Consider the following 23,504-nt stretch of genomic DNA (forward strand, 5'->3'; position numbering starts at 1 on the left):
AATACTACCTCCTATGCTTTAGTACAATGAACTGTTATATTATTTTCATGCGGACATTTACTTTCAATAATAACATATCCTATTTCTATTAACAATCTAATCAAATTTTCTTCATTAAATAAATGTACATGCTCAATTGGGTTCATTAAATCCCAAGAATAAGGATCTTCAAGATAAAATATACTATCTGTTGTTGGTGTTTCTATAAACAATAATCCTCCAGGCTTTAGAATCCTATAAATTTCATTAAGCTCTATACGAGGGTTAAATAAATGTTCTAAAACATCATATAATGTAATAACGTCAAAATAATTCTCACTAAAGTTTTGTTCTGTTAATAATCCTTCTCTAACACTAATATCAGGAAAACATTGATGAGCAAATTGAACCACATCTTTTGATACCTCTATCCCAATTGTATCAAATCCAAATTCCTTAGCGCATTTAACTAATGCACCATTTGAACAACCAATATCTAAAAACTTCCCATTCTGCTTGAAAGGTAAAATATCCCTTCTTAATTTAGCAACGGCATTTTGATAATCGAATTCGACTCGATCTGTTAATTTAACATTTCCTATTGCTGGTTGCAATGATTGCCAATATGACAAATCATATAATTTTTTTATCGCATCTCCTGTAAATTGCGGATTGACATAAACATGTCCACATTTATTACACCTAACAACTCGCATATTATATTTAATAAATAATTCTGTACAATCATTGCTGCCGCATACTACACAAGGTATCTTTATTCTTTCATATTTTAGTAATTCTTCAAAATCTTTTTTATACAACTCAAAATGCTTTTCTTTTTTAAAGAATTGGATACTATTCATTATTCGACCTCCTTATTATTGCTCTTGATAATATATCTGCTGAATATATAAATAAGCCTCTATTATTCACAAAAAAGTTGCCAGTATTGTTGTATTTTTGTAATACTATATCATTATTTGGTTCTTTTGCATACTTAAAAAATCTTTTTTCAAAATCATCGGAATCATAAATGAATATATTAACAAGCAAATTGAGGCCAGTTAATAGCAACTTTCTGATTAAAAGTAAATTTCCTATTTTTATTATTATAAATACAACACTAAATTTACTATTAAGTATACCACCTAGCTTATTTAATTTCTCATTTAAATTCTTTACTATATTTTTAAAATCGAGCATATCAGCAAAAGCGATATATTCTAAATTCCACCTAAAGATAAGAGATTTAAAATCAAGAATATGATTTAAGGGAGGCAAAGCCTCCCTCTTGTATTATCTTAGTAATTGTAGTACCGTTTGTGGTTGTTGATTTGCCTGAGCTCTTCCAGGCCGATATCTTTCGATATCGAATAGATCATATCTTCATCCTATATTCTGCCATATCATATAGGAGCCGGGCACTTCGGGATTTATCCCTACGGACTTCATCACCATGAGATTTTCTTTTAGGTGGTATGTCCTGATCGTTGAACCTTCCCCAACCTTTCGGTACAGGGGCTTGGCTGCTGATTGCCCAATCCTTATACTTTTTAACCTGTCACATCTATCCTTTCGGATTATGTTGTAGGGTATAAGGCTCTAAGGGTTTTCCAGCAATTCACCCGGTGATAATCCTGAAAATTGCTCTTCAGGACGCCTGTGTGAAACAGCTTATGCAGCCATTTCCTCAAGCATTGCTGTCGCTGCTTGGTTTAATATATTGTCTTTTGTAAATTCCATCATTTCTTGAGCCATATCTACATCTCTTATACGTGAGTTTGCAGCTGTCAAGTTTTCTGATGCTGTGCCAAGATTGTTTATTGTGTGCTCTAATCTATTCTGATATGCGCCTAACTTTGAACGCTCCATTGACACTTGGTTTATAGCATCTTGTATCTTCGTAATCGCAGAGTTTGCTGCAGATTGTGTTGATACATCAATACCGCCAACTGTAAATGTCGCACCATTGTTAGCACTATTTGCAAGTGTCAAAACTGTATTACCCTGACTATCAGTAAACGTCTTTCCATCTGTAGTTGTAGCAACAACATCACCTGACGAATTCTTAAGCTGTTTAGTCGAAGCATCATAAGTGTATGTTCCCGCATCTAGTTTTGAACTTTGTACGTTAAATAACTCCGTTGAAGATACCGTTACATTTGTATCAGTACCCGATATAGTAACCGTTCCGGCTGTAATTGTACTACTTAATGTGAATGTATCTACTCCTGTAGTAGTTACGCTTGTTCCTGCATTCCAAGTTTTACCATCAGCACTTACACCTACAATACTACCACTGCTGTTTAATAAATCATATATGCTGCTAGATGAATCAAAAGAAATTGTATATGTCCCATTAGAAAAAGTAGCCGAATTAGTTGAAGCACTAGTTAGAGTAGTCGTTATTGAACTAACCCCACTTGCACTTGTATTTCCAACAATACCTAAAGCTACACCTCTCATATCGCTTATATTTAATGATAAATTCTGATTTTCATTAGCACCAATCTGGAATACACTCTTAAATGAACCATCCAAAAGTTTCTGCGTATTAAACTCTGTCGTCTGACCAATACGACCAATTTCCTGCGCTAACTGATCCATTTCTTTCTGTATTGCAGCACGATCAGTAGCTGTGTTTGCACCGTTTGCTGATTGTATAGCTAGCTCATTCATTCTCTGTAATATACTTTGCGTCTCGTTTAGTGCACCTTCTGCTGTCTGTATGAGGGATATACCATCCTGCGCATTTCTCTGTGCCATATTCAGACCAGCTATCTGCGCTTTCATCTTTTCAGATATTGCAAGGCCTGCTGCATCATCTGCTGCACTGTTGATCCTGTAACCTGATGAAAGCTTCTGCAATGCTTTTTGTGTGTTTGTGTTGTTTGTCTCAAGTGCTCTCCATGCGTTTATAGCACTTAAGTTAGTGTTGATTACCATATTTTCTTCCTCCTTGAATTTTTATTTGGCATCCATGCCTTTTCGACCATAAGATTTTTCACAGTTGGCCAACTGTTTATCATTTGTTTTACACTATATATATCGATACGTCTTTGATTAACTTTAGTCTTTTTTTATAAGTTTTTCTAATTTTTTAAGTGATGATTTATCTATATTAATCGCCTTTTTATTTTCGTCTTTTACTTCTAAAAGCTCTTTTCTCATGACAGTTACATTCTTTGGAGCGGATATGCCTATTTTTACATTGTCACCATCGATACTAACGATCTTTATCTCTACATCATCCCCTATAATCAAAGACTGCCCTGTCTTACGGCTAAGTATCAGCATTTTTTAGCTCCTTAAGTATAGGATGCTTTATCATGTAATCATCATTGTCAAGAAGTATCTGCATCCCTTTGTTGTTTTCTGCATTTATGATTATAGGGGCTTTTAGGTTGGCAGTCATCTTTTCGATTTCACTAGGTATTACAACGATGGCAAAAACGAGAATATGATTTAAGTCCTTTATATCCAACAATTTTACCGTCTCTTCGTCTAATTCGACTTTATAATCTTTTATTATAGCTTTCGGGTCGACTATCACAAACGCTATATCCGTATCATCGAGGGACTGAAGCCATTTAAAGGGGGTAAATTCCTCAATGCTTAGAAGAATGAAGCTTTTAAGTCCCTCGAAGCCTGGTATACCTTCCTCAAAGTGAAGTACATCTTCTTCGTTGTAGCTGACAAGACCAAAGTTTTTTGTTTTTATATCCATCATCGTTTCCTCTCTTTCTCAAACTCTATGTCAAATTCTAAATCAATGTATCTACATTCTGTCCCAAGTAGTCAATCTTTATAGATGGGTACTGTAGCATGTATATGCTTACATTTGCCCTAGTTGCTTCTATCTCCGGCTTTTTAGGCTCAGCATTAACAGATAAATTTCCCTTCTGCCAATTAATATTCAAATATCCGTCAAACCATATCTTAGGCCTCGATTTCGGCATAAGGTCTACATTGAAGTCTATATCCTCTACACCTGCTTCCTGTGCCAGCTGTGGTATGGCATTTTGATGGTTCTCTATTGATGCCAATGCATTGCCATCATCGACTATTTTAGCTATTGCTTCAAGCCCTACTTGATAGCTTCTTTCTGCCTCGTCGTGTATAAGGTCAAATATGTTTTTTAGACCAGACTCATAAAAGCATTGATATTGATCTATGTGAACCTGTGGCAGCTTCTGATCAATCTCTATCTTAGGCATCTCCTGATGTATATTGAGGTCTGCATTTTGATTGTGTATATTAATTTCGGCAGGAGTAGTATCTATACCTATCCTGCCGAATGTTTGGTGTATTGCTATATCCATAGTACCCTCCTTTTTATCTCAGGAAGTCTACTAAAGACGGCTGAATGATCATGGCTCCAGACGCAAGTGACGCTCTATAGACATTCTCATCCATCTTGAGGTTTGTGATAACCTGTGCTATGTCTGCATCTTGGTTCTTTGACAGCAATGCTGTGAAGTTGTAGTTGTCATCACTAAGCCTATTTGCAGTCAAATCAATCCTATTTGCCTTTGCACCTGCATCCGCTCTAATCGCAAGAACATTTTGCAACTGATTGTCTATATCACCAATTATATTGCTGACAGTCTGATTATCACCTGATTTCAATGCATTTGATAGATTATCCATGACGTTGAGAAGTTGTGAAGTGCCAGATGTCACATCAAACACCTTATCTCCTGTCACATTCACCTGAATTGTATTGCCACCTGCACCTATCTCAAACTGTATAGCACCATCATCGCCAGCATATCTGTTTGTATCGCTAAAAGGCTTTCTATTAGTCTTGTAGCCGGCGAATATATACCTTCCATTGTACTGAGTGTTGCCTACTTGTATAATTTGCTGCTTTAGCTGGTCTACCTGCGCCGCTAAGTTTTGCATGTCGCTTTGAGTAAGCGTGCCGTTTGATCCTTGTACAGCTAAGTCTCTGGCACTTTGCAGCAAATCTCCTATTTGTCCCAAAGCTGTATCAGTTAAGCTAAGCCACGACTTCGCATCATCTGTATTCTTTGTATATGCATCATTTCTAGCAATCTCCGTCTTTATCTTTAAAGTGTTTGCAACTGCAACAGGATCGTCTGATGGCTTGCTTACTTTTTTGCCTGTGAATAGCATATTTTGATCTTTTTGCAATCTCTCAAGATTGCTGTTGTAATCACTCATAAAATTCATAACAAGCATATTATTTGTAACACGCATAATCTACACCTGCCTTTTTACGTTACACCCATTTTGTTTATCAATGTATCTAAAAGCTCATCCATAACTGTAATCATCCTTGCTGACGCTTCATACGACTTCTGATACTTAAGCATATTCGTCATCTCTTCATCAAGGGATACACCAGACACCGACTGTCTGTTGTAGTCCACCTGTTTTACCATAGCGCTTTGATTTGTCTGCATCATGTTAGCCTGCTGCGCATCAACTCCTAGATTTGATATTAATGAGCTTACAAAATCATCAAACGTCCCTCCGTTTAATCCGCTAATTTTTGCATCTCTAAGGGATATAAGGTTTAAGATATTTGTATTATCTCCAGGTAATGAATTGGGATCAGATGCTGCAGCGATCTTTTGAAGTCCATCATCTGCAAGTATGTCTGACGAAACTTTAATATTTTTTGCATACTCTGCTGTAGGATCATACGTAGAATCTGTTATATTAAAGAAATTAACACCAGTACTGCCGTCAATTCCATATCCTGCAGCATGCTGTGCATTAAAAACCGTCGCAATATTATATGCAAGCTTATTCAACTGCTCTTTATAATACGGTATGCCTTTTACACCGTTTGTTCCATCGCCGTCCCTCATGTCAAGAAGCCCTTTTAATATACCTCCCGTTGGATTTACAGGCGTACCTGCAAGATCCCACTTTACTGTTCCTGTACTGTCTACGCTCATCGTATACGCATTACTACCATCAACAAGAGCCTGTCCGCTTATATCTATCCTGAAGTTTTTATTTGAATCCTCATAAGTAGTTATATTGACTATCTCTGAAAGCTTATCTACCAGCAAATTCCTCTGATCTCTCAGGTCATTGGCAGTTTGCCCCGTAAGTTCAAAACGGTATATCTCATTGTTAAGCTTTGATATTCTATCAGCATAAGAATTGATTTCCTGCACGCGGCTCTCTATCGTACTGTTTAGTTCATTTTCTTTGTCATCAAGATGCTGGTATACTGAATTTATAGTATCTGTCAAAGACACGCCGTTCTCTCTTACTACTGCTCTCACTTCAAGGCTTTCAGGGTTTTTCGATAGTTCTTGAAGCGAATTGAAGAAATTATCTATGACAGTAGTAATTCCTGTATCAGACGGCTCATTCAATATGCCCTCTATCGCTGATAAAGTATCTGATTTAGTCTCCCACTCGCCAAGTGTGGTATTTTCTCTTCTGTACTGTTGATCAAGGTATTGATCTCTTATTTGACGGTAACCATCAACATTTACGCCACCTCCTATGGCTTTACCCCATTGATCGGCCATACCATAAGTTGTAGGTGGCGCAATGGCAGATAAGTCTATCACTTGCCTCGTGTAACCCGGTGTATTTGCATTCGATATGTTGTGCCCAGTCAAGTTCAGCGCCTGCTGACTTGCAAATAGGCCTGTCTTGGCTATCTCTAATCCTTGAAAAGTGGACAATGCGCTCTCATTCCTTTCATTGCAATATTAATATTTTAAGCTTTTCTGTCAATTATGCTGCTATATTGCTTTATAGATCCATTGTCGCCATAAATCCCGTTGTCTTGTACTAAATTGCTTGATATAAGACCAATTGAGTAATTGACATATTCAATCGATTGCTGTAAAAGTGATTTATTAAGTTCATTTCTATCATTAAGAGCTTTAAGCAAACTTTCAAACTCTTTCTGAATCTTTTTTAATTTTTTAGAATCATCTTCCGGCAACATCTTGCATAATTCACTTATAGTTATTTCACCAGTATCATCGTAGCCACTCAAAATTTTCTCTCTTTCTTCCTCCAGCTTTGAGAGCCTACATATTATGCTTCCCTCTACTTTTGTCATATTATCAAGTTCTTGTATTTTTCCGTGTATTATCACATCAGTCTTTTTTGTAGATATATCAAGCAGATCTTTATACAAAAGCATTTCCCCATCTAACACGTCAAAGAGGTCATTTATATCCGGCATAATCTATACCACCTTTATATTTTTTTATCAAGGAAGGCCCCTTTCAGTATAGACTCAGCGACTTCATCAGATTTTACATAATATGTCCCGCTATCAACTTTTTCTTTTATATCCTGCACTTTTTTCTCTCTTATCTGTTCATATTCAGCAAAATTTTTATTTATCTTTGACGCATTACTTGATATTTCTACTTTATCAATATTATTTGTCTTTTTTGCATCTACAGCCTTTGAACTTGCTGATTTATACATATCGTAAATATTATTAATATTGATATTGTTGTAAATTTTCATTCTTTCCCACCTTCCCAATATTATATCGGCTAAATAAAAATTCTTTTAATAATTTTTCTTTTGATTGTCTCTTATATATAGCTTTTCATATCTCGAATCTTTTTCTGTAATTCCATCGTTTAATGAACTTCTAAGCGTTTTTTCAAGCTCTTTCGAGCATGATTCGCAATACCTGCCCGATAAAATTTGTTTGCCGCATCTCTCACAAATCAATGTAATATTGGTATTTTTAGAACCCAATATCAGCCTTCCTTCTCTTAAAAAGTCCATAATTTTTTTTACTTCAACTTCTGTAGCCGCTGATACTTCTGCTACCGTCGCTTGTGGATTTTTTTCAATGTAATCCCTTATCTTGACAAAATCTTCTTCATCTTTGTTGAAGCATTCAGGACACAAGTCAAATCCAGTATAGTTGTACAGTTTTCCACATCTTTTACAATTCTTTATATTCATAGTACACCTCACACATTCCTTCCTGTAGCAATTGTCGTTGCAAAAACATCTTTTGCACCGCCTTCTTTTAAGACTTTTGCACATTCATCAAGTGTGGAGCCAGTTGTCAAGACATCATCGACAAGCAGTATAATCTTATTCTTAACCATATCTTCATATACTACTTTGAAGGCACCTTTTAAGTTCTTCATCCGCTCTTCTCTGCTAAACTCTGTCTGGGACTTTGTATTTCTGATACGCCTTAAAGGCTTTGACATCATTATGTCAAATCTGTACGATAGCTCTCTTGCCAGAAGCTCCGCTTGGTTATAGCCTCGCTCGTCTAACTTCGTTCGGTGAAGTGGTACAGGTACAATTACATCAAATTTTATATCGGCATCTTTAATGTATTTGTACATATACTCTGCAAAAAACTCAGATAAATTTCTCTCTTTGTAATATTTAAATCTGGCTATCAAAGATTTCATAGTTTCATCATATTCAAAAGCACTTATGCTGCGGCTAAAAATATGTTCATACTCCATACAGTCAGGGCATTTCTCGCCTGTATCAATCGGTTTTCCACATACGATGCACGTATTGCCACTTATAAATGGCAGCTTGCTTTCGCAGTCGTCGCATATTTTTCCTTCTCTTATCATCTTGCCGCACAGTATGCAATTTGTCTTTGGTGGAAATAACAGATCGAGAAATATCATAGTGCATCCTTCCGTCCATCTATTTAATTTCTATATCGGCATATTTTGAAATTTATTTAACTTTCATGAAAAATTTTATCTATATATAGAAATGCTGCATGAATTTAACAATTAATTCTCAATCATGAATCTAAGCGCCTTTTTAAGCTTTGGCAAAAGTCCGGAGTATCTCTTTGATATGAGATTATTGTCTATCATGTTTTTTAAATATTTTTCTTGTCCCACGATGACAACAAGTTTTTTTGCCCTAGTTACAGCCGTATACAAAAGATTCCTTGTTAAAAGCATTGGTGGGCCATAGCTCATTGGCATGATTACAGCCGGAAATTCGCTGCCTTGGCTCTTATGAACAGTAACACAGTAGGAAAGGCTCAATTCATCAATGTCTGCAAAATCATAAGTAGCCCGCTTATCATCATCAAATAAAACGGTGAGTTCCTGTGCATCATTATCTATTGACTCAATGATTCCCATATCGCCATTGAAGACGCCTTCGCCTTTTTCATCGCCTTTTATCCACTTCATCTTGTAATTATTCTTTATCTGCATGACTTTGTCTCTGACTCTGAAGGTAAAATCCTTCATTTGCCTTTCATTCAATCCTTTTTTTGGTGGATTAAGACATTTTTGCAGCTCGTTGTTGAGATTTATCATACCGATTAAACCCTTTCTCATGGGACTTAAAACCTGTATGTCTAAAAAAGGATTAAAGCCATAAGCCTCCGGCAGCCTTCTTTTGTTGAGATCCAATATTATCTTCAATATTTCTTCTTGTGTAGCAGCATTTATAAAGAAAAAATCATTTTCTCTATCATTTAATATGGGATATTCACCATTGTTTATCTTATGTGCATTTACTACAATTAGACTTTCTTTACCTTGCCTGTATATTTTATTAAGCCTTATTACCTTAACTAAACCACTATCTATTATATCCCTCAAAACATTGCCGGCTCCTACAGATGGCAGTTGATCAACGTCTCCCACAAGTATTAATCTAGAGCTTAAGGGAATCGCCTTAAGCAAAGCATTCATCAGCAATATGTCTATCATAGATGCTTCATCAATTATGATGACATCCTCAGATAATGGATTTTTATCGTCTTTACCAAATCCTCTGCCCTCTTCCTCCGTGTAAGAATATTCAAGGAGGCGGTGTATTGTCTTTGCTTCAAAGCCTGTAGCCTCAGTCATTCTTTTTGCAGCTCTACCCGTTGGAGCAGCAAGAGCAACTGATTTCCCAAATTTCATAAATAGCCTTATTATGAAATTTATTATCGTGGTTTTTCCTGTGCCAGGTCCTCCCGTTATTACTAGGATTGAATTTTTTACAGACTCTTCAACTGCAAGCCTCTGATTATCTGCAAGCTTAATACCCATATCAGCTTCTATCTTCGATATTTCGTTTTTTATATCGATGTCACCAGGCTTCACATCTGTCAATGTCATATTCATTATCTTATCTGCTGTATTGTTTTCTGCCGTAAAATATGGTATATAATAAACACCGTGAGATCCATCCTCAAATGTTTCAAACATTACCTTGCCGCTCTGAGCCAAAAGCACAAGGGAATCATTCACTTCTTCTTCAGATGCATCAAGGAGTTTAGCCGTTTCCCTTGATAATAAGTCAAGAGGTACATATGTATGTCCATTTGCAGCGTACTGCATTAAAACGTATTTCGTCCCTGATGAAACTCTGTAGCTTGAATGTGCATCAACCCCCATTGCAAAAGCGATTTTATCGGCAGTCCTAAATCCAATTCCAAATATCTCATCAGATAACCTGTACGGGTTTTGCTTTATAAGATTTATTGAATCATCGCCATACTGTTTGTAAATTTTTATGGCATTTGTGGTAGATATACCGTACCCCTGCAAAAACACCATCACATCTCTTAAACCCTTTTGCTTTTCATAAGACTCAGTTATCATCTTGACTCTTTCTTCGCCTATACCCGGTATTTCCATTAACTTCTCAGGATGTGTCTCTATTATATTAAGTGAATCGAGTCCAAATTTTGAAACAATCTTCTTTGCCATAACGGGTCCTATGCCTCTTATAAGCCCCGATGATAGGAATCTCTCCATGCCATACAATGATGAGGGTGCTATCATTTCATACTTTGATACTTTTACCTGTTCCCCATAATCAGGGTGCGTCATCCATTCTCCTTCAATCTTTAAAGTCTCACCGATTCCCACGTACGGCATATAGCCCACAACGGTAATAGAATCTGTTTTAGAATTAAGCTCTAATACAGCATATCCATTCTGCTCGTTTTTAAATATTATCTCCTCAACTGTACCTACTATTTCCACCATTCTTATCCCTACTTTGCCTTATTCTATTAACATTGTATATTATTTTTAGCTATATTTGAAGCACATATCACATTTTTTCAATTTTAAACTTTATCTTAACGATCTCTTCGTATAAAAGTGCTATGTCTGCTTTTGTTGCAGGAAGATTGTACATTGCTCTATTATCATCATAATTTAATGAATCTAAATTAGCAAAAAACGTCTTCATCATAGAAGCATCCCTCATGTGTTTTTCTATTGATGCTTTCTTTTGATAAACTTTTATGTCACATTCACCTACATATACTAAACTAAATGATGCACGTTCTTCTACCTTCTTTATTTTTTCATAACATATATATCCGTAAGCAGTGTCCTTTGCTACCTTAGGGATCCTCACCTTTAATTGTATCAAGGTAAAGTCACGAGCTAATGGGATTGGAAATGAATTTCTTATGCCAAGGCTTTTCGCATACTTTTCTCTTATAGCATTTAAGTCTACAGCATATCTTTTTAACGTCTTATTTAAGCAGCTTTTTACGCTGCACTTTATAAACGATACATTACCATCCAAGTCTATAAGTTCTGTCCCATTTCCGTATTCATCTATATAATAAGGTAAAATAGCAAGGTACACATCTGGCATCTCAACATTTCTCATCTCCATTACTCCTTTGTGCGAACTTATGTTTGTATTTATTATATAAGATAATTTTTCCAAAGTCAATATATGGTTGTCAAGAACTAATCATAATTTTCTGATTTTTTTTTTTTTTTTTTTTTTTTTTTTTTTTTTTTTTTTTTTTTTTTTTTTTTTTTTTTTTTTTTTTTTTTTTTTTTTTTTTTTTTTTTTTTTTTTTTTTTTTTTTTTTTTTGAATTTTATTACATCATATACATTTATTGACTGTTAACAAAATTTATAATATAATAGAAAATGTCGAAAAAAGGAGAAAAAGAATATGAATTATGGTGAAGATAAACTTATATCGCATCTTTTGCTGTCGCTAAAAAACTATAATTACGAGACATACAAACACAGTCTAAGAGTTGCAAAATTATCTTTTAAGATTGCTAATATGATTCATTTGAGCTTAAATGAGCAGCTCTCTATATACAAGGGTGCCTTGCTTCATGACATAGGAAAAACAATGATACCGATTAACATTTTATCAAAACCAGACAAACTTACAAGCACCGAATATGACCTTGTTAAATTGCATTCCAGTTGCGGCGCAAATATGCTGGAAGTGCTGTCTCCACTTATGTATTTAATACCTGCTGTTTTATACCATCATGAAAGACTGGATGGTTCGGGATACCCTTACGGTCTTAAGTTTATCCCGTTAAGTGCTCAAATTATAGCTGTCTGTGATTCTTTTGATGCTATGACAAATAAAAGATCTTATTCATATAAAAAAGTAAAAAGTTTTGATGAAGCGATACAGGATTTAAAGGATTGCAACAATAAATATAATCAGATGTTAGTTTCTGCACTAGAAAAAGTATTAAAAAATAATGAATCGGTTTTTCTAAGAAAAAATAATGAAAATAATGGAATTGCCATCTAATAGATTTTTTAAAATTATGTGTTATAATATTATTAGCGTAGCGTACATATTTTGATGCGGCAATAGATATATAAATGCCGCAAGCCCGGAATTTTTCCGGGCTTAAAATTTATTTATTAAAAGCAAGTTTCTTTAGTATTTCTACTCTATCAGTTCTCTCCCATGTAAGGTCAAGGTCTGTTCTTCCGAAATGTCCGTATGCAGCAACTTGTCTATAGATAGGCCTTCTGAGATCAAGATCTCTTATGATTGCAGCAGGTCTTAAATCAAATACTTTCTTTACAATATCCGATATTTCATCATCAGGAATCTTTCCAGTGCCAAAAGTATCAATATTTACTTCTAACGGTGTAGCAACACCTATTGCATACGCCAGTTGAACTTCGCACCTGTCAGCAAGACCAGCAGCAACGATATTTTTCGCAACATACCTTGCAGCATATGCAGCAGATCTATCAACTTTTGACGGATCTTTGCCAGAAAACGCACCACCGCCATGCCTAGCATATCCGCCGTAAGTATCAACTATTATCTTTCTACCTGTAAGTCCACTGTCGCCTTGTGGTCCACCTACGACAAACCTTCCTGTTGGATTTACGTATATTTTTGTGCCATCATCAATTAGCTCTGGCGGAACAATTGGCTTTATTACATATTCTTTTACGTCATTTTCTATCTTGTCATGGTCAACATCAGGTGAATGCTGTGTTGATACGACTATCGAGTCTACTCTCTTCGGAACATCGTCAATGTACTCTATTGTAACCTGTGTCTTTCCATCAGGCCTTAGATAATCTAATATACCATTTTTTCTGACCTCTGCCAGTCTACGAGCAAGTCTATGGGCAAGCGATATAGGAAGCGGCATAAGCTCAGGAGTCTCTGTGCATGCGTATCCAAACATCATGCCTTGGTCTCCAGCTCCTTGTTCTTCTAGGTCATTATGTGAAATACCTTTCTTTACTTCCAATGCTTTGTCAACTCCAAGCGCTATATCAGGAGACTGTTCATCAATAGATGTAAGAACAGAGCATGTATCTGCATCAAAACCATATTTTGCGCGAGTGTACCCTATCTCCTCTATAACTTTTCTTGCAATTTTAGGTATGTCCACATAGCATTTGGTAGAGATTTCACCCATAACTAAAACCATACCAGTTGTTACAGCCGTCTCACAAGCTATTCTTGCATATGGATCATTTTTAAGTATTTCATCAACTATTGCGTCAGATATTTGGTCACAAATTTTATCTGGATGTCCTTCAGTTACAGATTCTGAAGTAAAATACTTTTTCATTAGTATCCTCCTTTTTTAAATCACATAAAAAAACTTAAACAAAATAAAACCTCTCCAAAAGAAGAGGCATGTACACCCTCATCTTTCAGAAGTAACCTTCTGCGAGAATTAGCACCTTGTCACAAAGACAGGTTGCCGGGCTTCATAGGGCTCCTCCCTCCACCTCTCTTGATAAGAGTTCTCGTTATTTAACTTAAAATATAATAACACAGTATATTTGAGAAGTCAACTTAAAAAAATTTAATCTGCATGTAAAAAAGTGCTTGAGTATTCCCAAGCACTAATAAATTAACTATATACGAATAATGAAGGGGTTCTTTTGCCTTTTAGAATACAACAAACTTATCCCTTGGAGCTCCGCATACAGGACATTTTTCTGGTGCTGTATCAATTACAGTATAGCCACATACTGGACAAATATATACTTTAGAAATCTTTATGTCTTCATTTTTCAATGCTGCAGCTTTTGCATCTGTGTACATCTTAGCATGTATTTTTTCTGCTTCTAACGCATAATTAAAACTTCTATCTGCAGCTTTCTCTTCTTGCAGATCAGCAACTGCCTTATATGCAGGATACATTTCTTCTTCTTCAAACGTTTCACCTGCTATTGCTTTGTCAAGATTTGCTACTGTGTCTTTCACTTCTCCTAATGTCCTATAGTGATTTGTAGCATGAACCAGTTCTGCGTACGATATAGCTCTAAAAAGCTTCGCTATGTTTGGTTTGCCTTCCTTCTCTGCAACATCGGCAAATATTTGGTACCTCATATGTGCCTGGCTTTCACCAGCGTAAGCATCACTTAGATTTTTTTTGGTCATTTCTCTCATTTCAAATCTCCTCCTTAATTTTTTTAATCTAATACTTTATCCCCCGGTTTCCAGCCGACAGGACAAGCATGGCCTGTTTGAAGTGCGTTAAGCACTCTTAGTATTTCATCGACATTTCTGCCGATTACTGGCTCATGTACAACTTCATAATCAATGATTCCATCTGGGTTAATGATAAAAGCTGCTCTTAAAGCAATACCAGCTTCTTCAATCAGTATACCATACTGTTTGGTGACTTCTTTATTGTAATCAGATATAAGAGGATAATCTATCCCGCCAAGGCTTTCTATCCAGGCATTGTGAGAGTATACGCTGTCTGTGTTGATACCTAAAATCTCTGCATTCAGTTTTTCAAATTCTGATTTCCTTCTATTAAACTCTGGTATCTCAGTAGAACATACGGACGAAAAGTCCAGTGGATAAAAGAAAAGTACTACCCATTTTCCCTTATAATCGGATAAAGATATTTGACCTTTAGTGCTGTCTAATTTAAAATCAGGAGCTTTTTTCCCCACCAAAGACATATGTAACACACCTCTTCACATAAGTTATTATTTAACTACTAAAATTTCGTAAACATACAGGGAAAACTATTAATATCGCCTTTCCATTAATAATTATTTTCCCTTCACAAGTACTATTATACATCATTTATTTTTGATGTCAATATGTTTGTTGAAAATATTTATCAATTGTGATAAAAAATATCTTCTTAGAATATTTTATTTGAGATTTGAAAATTGATGATAGCAGGAAAAAATGGCAAAATAAAAAAAGGCCTTATAGCCTAACTTATATGGTGGAGGGAGATGGATTCGAACCATCGAAGGCACAAGCCAACAGATTTACAGTCTGCCCCCTTTAGCCACTTGGGTATCCCTCCATGAAATATTATATTAGCTTTTTGTAAAACCCCAAAATTATTGATTTTAAAGGGTTTTATTTTATATATCAGCAGGATTTTCCTCCACTTTTGCCGAATTATATATTATACCAAATATTCAAAATCAAACCAAAGTGAAAGGAGATCCTGCATGATAAAGCAACTTCATTTTTCTGATTTTATTGATGATTTTCATAAATTTGTTGTTGTTCAAAAACCTCAGTTGCTTGAGCTTCTTGACCAGTATATTAATATTTGTGAGTTAATCCCTGTAAATTGGTATTTTCACTATAATAAAGCTACTGGTCGCCCTCATGATAATTCTCTCGATTCAATTGTTTCAACCTTACTGTTGCAAAAGTTACTTTCTATACCAACTATTGATTTACTTATTACTTTTTTGTCATTTTCAAAAGAACTCCGTGATTTTTGTGGGCTTAATACTGTTCCTGATGCTTCTTTTTACTCAAGGTTCAAACAGGATTACTGTGATGACATTGAAGCCTTCTTTCATAAGTTAGTCGATATTACTGAACCTATTTGTCAGGAAATTGGCCAAGCCCTTGAAAAAGAATTAGGCATCAATCCTGCTGAAGTTTATATTATGGATACTACTGGTATTGAATGCTATGTTAAGGAAAACAACCCCAAATTCTTTAATGCTCTTGTTAAAAAGCTTCAATACTTTAACAAGGACAAGTCAAAAGAAGACATCTATAAAATGGCCTATAATCAAATGCCTAAAACTGCTTCTGTTGACCCTAATATTAAATTGCAATATATCAATGGTACTTTCTGTTATGCCCACAAAACTATAGTTGTGTCTAATGCCCTCGGCATTTTAAGACATATGGACTTTTGCGATTACCAGCCGGATTTTAATGATTATACTGATAGCTCTGAGCCCGCATCCCCTGAAGAAGTTAAACTTACATGGGATGGAAAACTGCTTATACCTGCTATGGAGAATTTTTTTGAGCGTCATCGTAACTTTAATATTTATGCTATGACTGCTGATTCTGGCTTCGATGATGTCCCAAACTATAAATATCTCTTTGAGAATCATGGCATTCTGCCTGTCATTGCTCTTAATCCTAGAAATACCAGAAAAAATTTCGGCAAGCCAGGAATTAATGAAGATGGTATTCCTACATGCCCAAAGGACCCATCTCTTCCAATGAAATGGGATGGCTCTTGTAAAGGTAAAAACCGTTCCTTTAGGAACAAGTTTATTTGCCCTAAAACTGAAAAGTTACCTGGTGGCAAATATGTTTGTTCCTGCGAGGATAAATGTACAACTTCCGATTGTGGCAGAATGTTTTATACATATCCCAAAGATAATTATAGAGTTCATACCCCTATTCCTAGAGATACAGAGCAATGGAATCAAATAGCTGATTTTCGACATATCATTGAGCAGGTTATCTCTAGGCTCAAACTTCCCCTGCAGCTTGGTAATCTCCAGGCTAGAGACCGCAAAACCATCAAGGCAGATTTCTTCATGGCTGGTGCTGCGCATCTTATTACTGTTTTACTAGCATACCGTATGGGAGCTATAGATAAAATTCGTTCTGTTAAGTCTATAGCTGCTTAATTCAACAGCCAGCTAAACTTAAGCATCTACCTCATTTGCATAAATCATTGGGGTCTATTTGTCATGCCTGTTTTTTTCTGTTTTCAATGTTCATCAATAAAATTCAGACCTTTCTTGATTAAATGTACTCTCTGGTATACTGTATCTTTCCTATATCTTCCTCTATTGATTGCTAGCTGTAAATTTTCGTCTCATAGTTTCACAATCACCTAATATTATATTCTAAACCAATAAAATTATCCTCTATCGACTTAATAAAAATGGTGGTCGCAATAGGGCTCGAACCTATGACCCCCTGCTTGTAAGGCAGGTGCTCTCCCAGCTGAGCTATACGACCAAATTATGGTCGGGGTGGAGGGACTCGAACCCCCGACCCCATGCTCCCAAAGCACGTGCGCTACCAACTGCGCTACACCCCGGCGTCTTGCGACATATTTGATTATAGTAGAAATCAAATAATTATACAAGATTTATTATTCTCCATTTTGGGCGATTTTTGATAAATAACTCGCTATTTTTTGATATTTTTCAATTATACTCGTTATTGCTATGACATCATTATTATACTCAAAAATGGCAATAATAATATCAGTTTTTATTATTTATTTATCAAATTGTAACATGGCTGTAATATATAGAAGGTAAAATTATGTTATATATTAATGGAAAATTTATCATAGGCGAACGATTAATGGAGCTTTCCTAATATGTCACGATGAATGTAGCGCAGTTTGGCGTATGAGCGAAAGCGAAAGCCATCACAATGCATAAACGGCGTCAGCCAAACAAGCGAAATGAATCGCTGACATATATGATAAGCGAAATTTGTGAGCATTGATAAATTTTCCATAATTATAAATTACTAAAGAATGTATATTTTTTTAGGAGGGATTTCATTGAACTGCCGAAAGCTGATAAGTTTAAGTTTAGTCTCACTACTCATATTTTCATCTGTTATTATGCAGAGCATTTCTGCCAATGCGTATTCTGTAATCACTACAAATGAGAACCAGCAAGTACTCAGTAAAGGAGTTACACAAAAAAATATTACATATTTCACTACAGATGGTTTTATAAATGTCAATGTTCTTTACATTGACCTAAATGACAGCAATACATCCATATCAACCATCTTCAATCCATCAGGTTTTAAAGACAGGATGAATGTTGAAGACATGGCAAACGGAAATGGTGCAATAGCAGCAGTAAATGGTGATTTTTTTGATACCAAGCAGGGATTTATTATAGGTGCATCAGTTAAGAATGGAAACCTTTTGACTGTTCCTTATTACAAAGGAAACTACGCTACGTTTGCAATTGATAAATACAACAATCCATCTATAGGCTATTGGAAAAGTACTTCATTAAATATAACACTTCCAGATGGAAGTCAAATCCCCATAAGTGCATTAAACAATATTGGTTCGTTAAGCAATGGCACATCATGTGTAATCTTTACAAAAGATTGGAATTCAAATACGCCTGGTGTCAGCAATAACTATAAGGACTTAGTTGAAGTCATCGTAGGCAGCGATAACAAAGTCATGGATGTAAGGCAAGGTAAAGGTCCTGCTTTAATCCCAGATGGTGGATACTCCATAGATGCCACTGGCAATATCGCTTCGACTTTATTAAATCTTAAACCAGGTGATACTGTAATCAAAAATATCTCTACAGATCCTCCATTTAACAATTTCAAAATGGCAATAAGCGGAGGAACTATTCTTGTATCAAACGGATCTATCCCACAGCAGTTTACTGATAACGTAGACGGCATCTACGCTAGAACAGCTATAGGATACACACAAGACAAGAAGCACGTAATCATAGCAACAGTTGACAATGCAAACACAAGAGGAATGACAGAAAAAGAATTAGCTCAATTGATGATTAATCTCGGCGCGTATGATGCAATGAATTTAGATGGCGGTGGCTCAACTCAAATGGCAGTTAGAGAACTAGGGGACAGTCAGGCAAAACTTCAAAATACCGTACCAGGCTATGAAAGAAATGTTGCAAATGGCGTAGGTGTATTTAACACAGCCCCAGCAGGAAACCTTTATGCACTAAAATTAGAAGCTGACAACACAAATGTCTTTGTAGGCACTCACAGAGCAATTACAGTAAAAGGCTACGATGAAAATTATCAGCCAGTAAAGATAGATCAAAATAACGTATCATTTTCTATAAACGGCATTGCAGGAAAATTCGACGGAAATGAATTTTTGGCAGAAAGTGCTGGTGATGGCGTAATCACTGCAAGAGTGGGAAATGTTACAGGCACATTAAAAATAAAAGCATTAGATACGCTTGCAGACATTAGATTTAACCCTTACTCATTAAATATAAATAAAGGTTCTACAGTATCTATTTCTGTAACAGGTAAAGATTTGAACGGATATAGGGCACCAATAGAAGACAGAGATATAAATTGGACAGTGTACAATAACGTAGGAACTATAAATAACGGTGTCTTTACAGCATCCAACGCAGACGTATCAGGTGCGTTATCAGCAAATATAAATGGCAAAGTCGGAAATCTTCTTGTAAAAGTTGGACAAGGGTCAGATTTTGACGCATCGCAACTTCCAAAGCCATTAGATTTTGTATCACTTGACAGCAGAAATAAAGAAATAAATGTTAGCAATACTAACGATTCATTTAAATTTATGGTATTTGGCGATACAGATTATGACACACTTTTAAGACTTCAAATTTCATTAAAAGCTGCAGATACAGCCAACAAAGATTATCCTCTTATAGTTTTTACAGGTGATGTAAATGACAGAGTTCTAAAATCGTTAAACATTCAATACATAAAAGCAGGTGATTCATACGGAGTATACGATTTTCGAAATTCTACATTTATAACGCTAGATGACACAAAAGGCGGCTTGCTTTCATCAAACAAAGACCAGTGGAGCTGGTTTCTAAATGTGCTAAACAACGTAAAAGGCGATAACTTATTTATAGTTTTGCCTAAACCTGTATGGGGCTCTGATGGATTTAAAGATACAAGAGAAGCTCAGTTGTTTGAAGATACCCTTCAAAAATTCAGAGAAAATACAGGCAAAAATGTGTGGATAATATATAACGGTAGTATTCCTTTTTACACAACATTAAATGACAACATAAGGTATATATCGAACTATGGTACAAATTATGGTGGAGGAAAAATGGATATATTTACTGATGCAAGGTATATATCAATAATGGTCAATGGAAAAGATATTTACTATCAAGATAAAGACTTATTCACAAAATAAAAGATGTGCTTCAATTGTGAAGCGCATCTTTTATTTTGTATTCGTACTTTCTGCAAAATACTTATTGACAATGCTTTGTGAACCTACTCCATCCTATAGAGGATGAAGCTTCCTACTTCATAGACCGTTGCCTACTGTTATTCACAGCAGGTCTTACACAATCTCCATAGGCGTAATTTCGGGAGGAACCTTCCCTACAAAAATATTACTCTTAGGCTGTTATGCCTAATTGTCTTTACTTTTTACTCCTGATAATATTATAGCATATAATGTTATGGAAAACAATAGAAATTCATCTCCCACCTATAGAGGATGGGAGACTTCTTTCAAGCCTTCGTTAAAAAATTTATATCTTTTTCCGAAAGGTGTTCTTTCAGGATATCCATCATTTTATACCCTTCTTCGGCAGTTACCCCATTTTGAGACATCTTCATAATCTCGCCAATGCCTGATGGCCCCAATTTCATCAATATACTAATCGCCTTAGACTTTGTTGTAAAATCTATTTCTTTTTGTACACTTAAAATTTTCTCAGGTGTAACTACAATCCTATTCATGTTTAAACTTTTGTCATTTTCTCTTATCGAACTATTTTCTGTAATTTTCTCAAAATTTCTCTCTCTTTGCTGAATAAGCTTATTAAGAGATTTTTCATTAAAATTCCTTAAGTCACTATCTTGATTATTTTTTTCTTTTGGATTTTCTTGTTTAATATCTATGCTCTCATTTACATTTTTCATTTCAAAATTATTACTTCCCTGTGATGCATAAGGCGTACTATTAAACACAGGTAGCTGCAAGTCGTCTTGCTGATATTCTTCAACAGGCAAAGTATATGTATTTTCCTGTGCAGAGGTCTCCTTATTATGTAATATTGGCTGTTCTTTTATAAAAAGATCAAGCATAAATATAATACTGACAGCCGTAACAGCGAAAATAAATAAACTGTAGGCAATGGTCTTTCTCATGCAATCACTCCCTTCGAATAATTTTATTATTTCTTTCTACATTACTTTTAATACAAATTTTGGAGGAAGATTTTATGGATGAATTGCGAGTAAAATATGATGATAGAGATGCTATAAAGCTTATTTCTGCATACCTGGCAGAACATCTAAATTTCGATTCTGTAATATTGTGCATAGGTACAGACAAATGCATAGGTGATTCTTTAGGTCCGATTGTTGGAGATATGCTTTCAAAAATGGTAAATGGCATAAATGTATATGGGACATTAAAAAATCCTATACACGCCATAAATCTTGAAGAAAACATTGCATATATAAAAAGAAAGCATCCTTACAGCAATATAATAGCTGTCGACGCTTGTCTTGGAGACAAGGATAATATTGGTAAAATATCAATAAAAAAATCACCAATATATCCAGGAAAAGGTGTAGGAAAAGTGCTTCCTGCTGTTGGTGACATATCTATAATAGGCGTCATAGATGCTTTTGATATTATTCCTGTACATAATACAAGGCTTGGATTTGTATTTGAAATGGCTGAAGTTATCGCAATGAGTATCCATAGAGCCTTTTACTTAAAAGCTTCTATAATAAATAACTCTGACATGAGTCAGAGTTAATTTTTGCTAACTGTTTACTTGAGATGCAAAGGTATTGATACTAGATCTTGAACAGAGCCATCTTTTGGGCTCAATGAAAATACCTGTAGTGTACCATCCTGTGGAGTTGATAATGGTTTATACTGTATGTCTGCCTCAAAATCTCCCCACGATGGTGCACCTGCACTTGCCTGTACAGATGTCTGCGATAAGATGTTTCCATTGGAATCCAAAATCCTAATATTCACAACTGCTTCAAAAACTCTAGCCTTCCCTACTACTTTAACAGGACTTGATACGCTATTATTTTTCATAGGTGATAAGACGATTATGTTTGCATTTTGGGTACTAGCGTTGGTAATGCTACTTTTATCAGAATCAATAATAGCTCTTGCCTCTTTATTTTTTGTCAAAATCATGCCAAGCTCATCACCTACTTTTATGTCAGAAAAGCTCATATCAGTTTCGGAGTATTGGTATCCGCCTTGACTGTCGTACCCAACTTTCGCTTGGCGATGAATTATAGCATTCGGTAACACCTTAATATCCGGACCTGCTTCATTATTTATATCACTTGAATCTTGATATTCCCTTTCTATAGTCACGACTCTTGTTTCATAATTTATAGCTCTAACTATACCGTAGATAAAAGTCTCTCCTTTTGTCGGATCTGCTTCCGGTATCTTTGTAAACTTAGCTTTGACATCACTTATCACCCATATATTGCCATCTTTGTCGCCTTCAGGTTGGATAAGTGTTATCATATACGACTTGTTGTCATGTGTGGCATTTATCAAGGCTATGCCATCTTTTTTAGAATCCAACGAAAAATCATCATCAGGTGAGAAACCAACAACTCCGCCTTCCTCTTGCATGACTTTTATTGGATCCAGCCTCCAAGACTCCTTTCCAAGAGATGCATTCTCTTGAAGCTTTTTAACTCTTTCTTTGTCAATATAGACTTCCCCTGTTAGCACAGTTCTATTTAATGGATCTAAGCCTATTTTGTACCCGTACAATGAATCTATTTTGTTCCCTTCAACTAATATCTGAACACTGTCAACATTCGGCAGCCCTGTCAGTGTATTTACAAGTGCAGCCACCATATATTTCGCTGTACTTTCATTAATATCTGTTGCTGACATATAATCTTTAGAAAAGTTTACATAAGCAGTTGTATCCTTCAACTGAACAGACAAAAGTTTAGTATTATCCGGAATAATTGGCTTTGAATACTGGTCAGAAGGTCCTTTCATCAATTCAGATATAACTTGTTTCAATAAATCGGCATTTTCCGATACACTTCTTATATCCATATTCAATCCCGACATTTTGCTATTCAGAAAATACAATGAAACTTCTTTCACGGCTTGCACGGTAGATTTCGGACTTATAGGGGCATTTTGTTCCGTTTTATTTTTTGGTTTGTTAAAGCATCCTGTTAACGAAATTGCCACGACTAATATCATAATAAGAAACGCCTTTTTCATTGTTAATCCCCTCCTCAATTATATGATACAGCATTTTTATTACAGCTGTATTAACAGAATCTTAAAATTTCTTAAATTTTAATAAATAATCA

At 35.4% G+C, this 23,504-nt stretch carries 23 protein-coding genes, 3 tRNA genes and 1 riboswitch; of the genes, 4 read left to right on the forward strand and 22 right to left on the reverse strand.

Features of this window, described 5'->3' with window-relative positions; translation table 11 throughout:
- Positions 1 to 11 precede the first annotated feature (11 nt).
- From TTHE_RS10910 to TTHE_RS10975, 14 genes are all read right to left on the reverse strand, one after another.
- Entirely contained in the window at positions 12 to 842 is an 831-nt protein-coding gene (locus TTHE_RS10910) for a class I SAM-dependent methyltransferase (protein ID WP_013298629.1), read from the reverse strand.
- Positions 835 to 1,182 carry a hypothetical protein gene (locus TTHE_RS10915; RefSeq protein WP_196793623.1) on the reverse strand — a complete coding sequence of 116 codons (348 nt, stop codon included), beginning with the start codon at positions 1,180 to 1,182 and terminating at the stop codon, positions 835 to 837. The genes TTHE_RS10910 and TTHE_RS10915 overlap by 8 nt, the downstream gene beginning before the upstream one ends.
- Positions 1,183 to 1,653: 471 nt before the next feature.
- A complete protein-coding gene (locus TTHE_RS14845; RefSeq protein WP_013298631.1) occupies positions 1,654 to 2,925 on the reverse strand; it encodes a flagellin N-terminal helical domain-containing protein in 1,272 nt (423 codons plus the stop codon).
- Between the two features lie 123 nt (positions 2,926 to 3,048).
- Positions 3,049 to 3,276, reverse strand: coding sequence for a carbon storage regulator CsrA (csrA, locus tag TTHE_RS10925; RefSeq protein ID WP_013298632.1), 228 nt, complete (start codon positions 3,274 to 3,276; stop codon positions 3,049 to 3,051).
- Positions 3,263 to 3,706 carry a flagellar assembly protein FliW gene (fliW, locus tag TTHE_RS10930; protein WP_041587476.1) on the reverse strand — a complete coding sequence of 148 codons (444 nt, stop codon included), beginning with the start codon at positions 3,704 to 3,706 and terminating at the stop codon, positions 3,263 to 3,265. The genes csrA and fliW overlap by 14 nt, the downstream gene beginning before the upstream one ends.
- Positions 3,707 to 3,743: 37 nt before the next feature.
- Positions 3,744 to 4,301 carry a DUF6470 family protein gene (locus TTHE_RS10935; RefSeq protein WP_013298634.1) on the reverse strand — a complete coding sequence of 186 codons (558 nt, stop codon included), beginning with the start codon at positions 4,299 to 4,301 and terminating at the stop codon, positions 3,744 to 3,746.
- Positions 4,302 to 4,314: 13 nt separating this feature from the next.
- Complete coding sequence (gene flgL / locus TTHE_RS10940) at positions 4,315 to 5,202, reverse strand: flagellar hook-associated protein FlgL (protein WP_013298635.1); 888 nt, start codon at positions 5,200 to 5,202, stop codon at positions 4,315 to 4,317.
- Positions 5,203 to 5,219: 17 nt separating this feature from the next.
- The gene (gene flgK / locus TTHE_RS10945) at positions 5,220 to 6,656 is read right to left on the reverse strand and encodes a flagellar hook-associated protein FlgK (protein ID WP_013298636.1); all 1,437 of its coding nucleotides are present in this window, start codon (positions 6,654 to 6,656) and stop codon (positions 5,220 to 5,222) included.
- 35 nt (positions 6,657 to 6,691) lie between these two features.
- Positions 6,692 to 7,168 (reverse strand): flagellar protein FlgN, encoded by a 477-nt coding sequence (locus TTHE_RS10950; protein WP_013298637.1) that lies wholly within the window; start codon positions 7,166 to 7,168, stop codon positions 6,692 to 6,694.
- 14 nt (positions 7,169 to 7,182) lie between these two features.
- Entirely contained in the window at positions 7,183 to 7,461 is a 279-nt protein-coding gene (gene flgM / locus TTHE_RS10955; RefSeq protein WP_013298638.1) for a flagellar biosynthesis anti-sigma factor FlgM, read from the reverse strand.
- A gap of 45 nt (positions 7,462 to 7,506) precedes the next feature.
- Complete coding sequence (locus TTHE_RS10960) at positions 7,507 to 7,914, reverse strand: TIGR03826 family flagellar region protein (RefSeq protein WP_013298639.1); 408 nt, start codon at positions 7,912 to 7,914, stop codon at positions 7,507 to 7,509.
- An 8-nt stretch (positions 7,915 to 7,922) separates the two neighbouring features.
- Positions 7,923 to 8,612, reverse strand: a complete 690-nt coding sequence (locus tag TTHE_RS10965; protein ID WP_013298640.1) for a ComF family protein — start codon at positions 8,610 to 8,612, stop codon at positions 7,923 to 7,925.
- Between the two features lie 111 nt (positions 8,613 to 8,723).
- Positions 8,724 to 10,937, reverse strand: coding sequence for an SF1B family DNA helicase RecD2 (recD2, locus tag TTHE_RS10970; RefSeq protein ID WP_013298641.1), 2,214 nt, complete (start codon positions 10,935 to 10,937; stop codon positions 8,724 to 8,726).
- Between the two features lie 67 nt (positions 10,938 to 11,004).
- A complete protein-coding gene (locus TTHE_RS10975) occupies positions 11,005 to 11,577 on the reverse strand; it encodes a hypothetical protein (RefSeq protein ID WP_013298642.1) in 573 nt (190 codons plus the stop codon).
- A 299-nt stretch (positions 11,578 to 11,876) separates the two neighbouring features.
- Between TTHE_RS10975 and TTHE_RS10980 the strand changes: the two genes are divergently transcribed.
- On the forward strand, positions 11,877 to 12,485 hold the full coding sequence (locus TTHE_RS10980) for an HD-GYP domain-containing protein (RefSeq protein ID WP_013298643.1): 609 nt from the start codon (positions 11,877 to 11,879) through the stop codon (positions 12,483 to 12,485).
- A gap of 109 nt (positions 12,486 to 12,594) precedes the next feature.
- Here the strand turns inward: TTHE_RS10980 and metK are convergent, their stop codons facing one another.
- From metK to TTHE_RS11000, 4 genes are all read right to left on the reverse strand, one after another.
- Positions 12,595 to 13,782, reverse strand: coding sequence for a methionine adenosyltransferase (gene metK / locus TTHE_RS10985; RefSeq protein ID WP_013298644.1), 1,188 nt, complete (start codon positions 13,780 to 13,782; stop codon positions 12,595 to 12,597).
- 75 nt (positions 13,783 to 13,857) lie between these two features.
- Positions 13,858 to 13,960: riboswitch (SAM riboswitch) on the reverse strand.
- Between the two features lie 148 nt (positions 13,961 to 14,108).
- Entirely contained in the window at positions 14,109 to 14,612 is a 504-nt protein-coding gene (locus TTHE_RS10990) for a rubrerythrin family protein (protein ID WP_013298645.1), read from the reverse strand.
- Positions 14,613 to 14,635: 23 nt separating this feature from the next.
- The gene (locus TTHE_RS10995) at positions 14,636 to 15,136 is read right to left on the reverse strand and encodes a peroxiredoxin (protein ID WP_013298646.1); all 501 of its coding nucleotides are present in this window, start codon (positions 15,134 to 15,136) and stop codon (positions 14,636 to 14,638) included.
- A gap of 273 nt (positions 15,137 to 15,409) precedes the next feature.
- Positions 15,410 to 15,495, reverse strand: a tRNA-Tyr gene (locus TTHE_RS11000).
- A gap of 151 nt (positions 15,496 to 15,646) precedes the next feature.
- On the opposite strand from TTHE_RS11000, the gene TTHE_RS11005 reads away from it, so the two are divergent.
- Entirely contained in the window at positions 15,647 to 17,089 is a 1,443-nt protein-coding gene (locus TTHE_RS11005) for a transposase (protein ID WP_013297336.1), read from the forward strand.
- 261 nt (positions 17,090 to 17,350) lie between these two features.
- Here the strand turns inward: TTHE_RS11005 and TTHE_RS11010 are convergent.
- Positions 17,351 to 17,426: transfer RNA gene (locus TTHE_RS11010), tRNA-Val, on the reverse strand.
- A gap of 6 nt (positions 17,427 to 17,432) precedes the next feature.
- Positions 17,433 to 17,508, reverse strand: a tRNA-Pro gene (locus TTHE_RS11015).
- Positions 17,509 to 17,985: 477 nt separating this feature from the next.
- On the opposite strand from TTHE_RS11015, the gene TTHE_RS11020 reads away from it, so the two are divergent.
- Positions 17,986 to 20,355, forward strand: a complete 2,370-nt coding sequence (locus TTHE_RS11020) for a phosphodiester glycosidase family protein (RefSeq protein WP_013298647.1) — start codon at positions 17,986 to 17,988, stop codon at positions 20,353 to 20,355.
- A 326-nt stretch (positions 20,356 to 20,681) separates the two neighbouring features.
- Here TTHE_RS11020 and TTHE_RS11025 read toward each other — a convergent pair whose 3' ends face one another.
- On the reverse strand, positions 20,682 to 21,323 hold the full coding sequence (locus TTHE_RS11025) for a hypothetical protein (RefSeq protein WP_013298648.1): 642 nt from the start codon (positions 21,321 to 21,323) through the stop codon (positions 20,682 to 20,684).
- A gap of 74 nt (positions 21,324 to 21,397) precedes the next feature.
- On the opposite strand from TTHE_RS11025, the gene yyaC reads away from it, so the two are divergent.
- Positions 21,398 to 21,943 (forward strand): spore protease YyaC, encoded by a 546-nt coding sequence (yyaC, locus tag TTHE_RS11030; protein WP_013298649.1) that lies wholly within the window; start codon positions 21,398 to 21,400, stop codon positions 21,941 to 21,943.
- A gap of 14 nt (positions 21,944 to 21,957) precedes the next feature.
- On the opposite strand, the gene TTHE_RS11035 is transcribed toward yyaC, so the two are convergent.
- Positions 21,958 to 23,412 (reverse strand): Gmad2 immunoglobulin-like domain-containing protein, encoded by a 1,455-nt coding sequence (locus TTHE_RS11035; RefSeq protein WP_013298650.1) that lies wholly within the window; start codon positions 23,410 to 23,412, stop codon positions 21,958 to 21,960.
- Positions 23,413 to 23,504: the final 92 nt, after the last annotated feature.

The sequence above is a fragment of the Thermoanaerobacterium thermosaccharolyticum DSM 571 genome (assembly GCF_000145615.1).
GTDB classification, from domain to species: domain Bacteria; phylum Bacillota; class Thermoanaerobacteria; order Thermoanaerobacterales; family Thermoanaerobacteraceae; genus Thermoanaerobacterium; species Thermoanaerobacterium thermosaccharolyticum.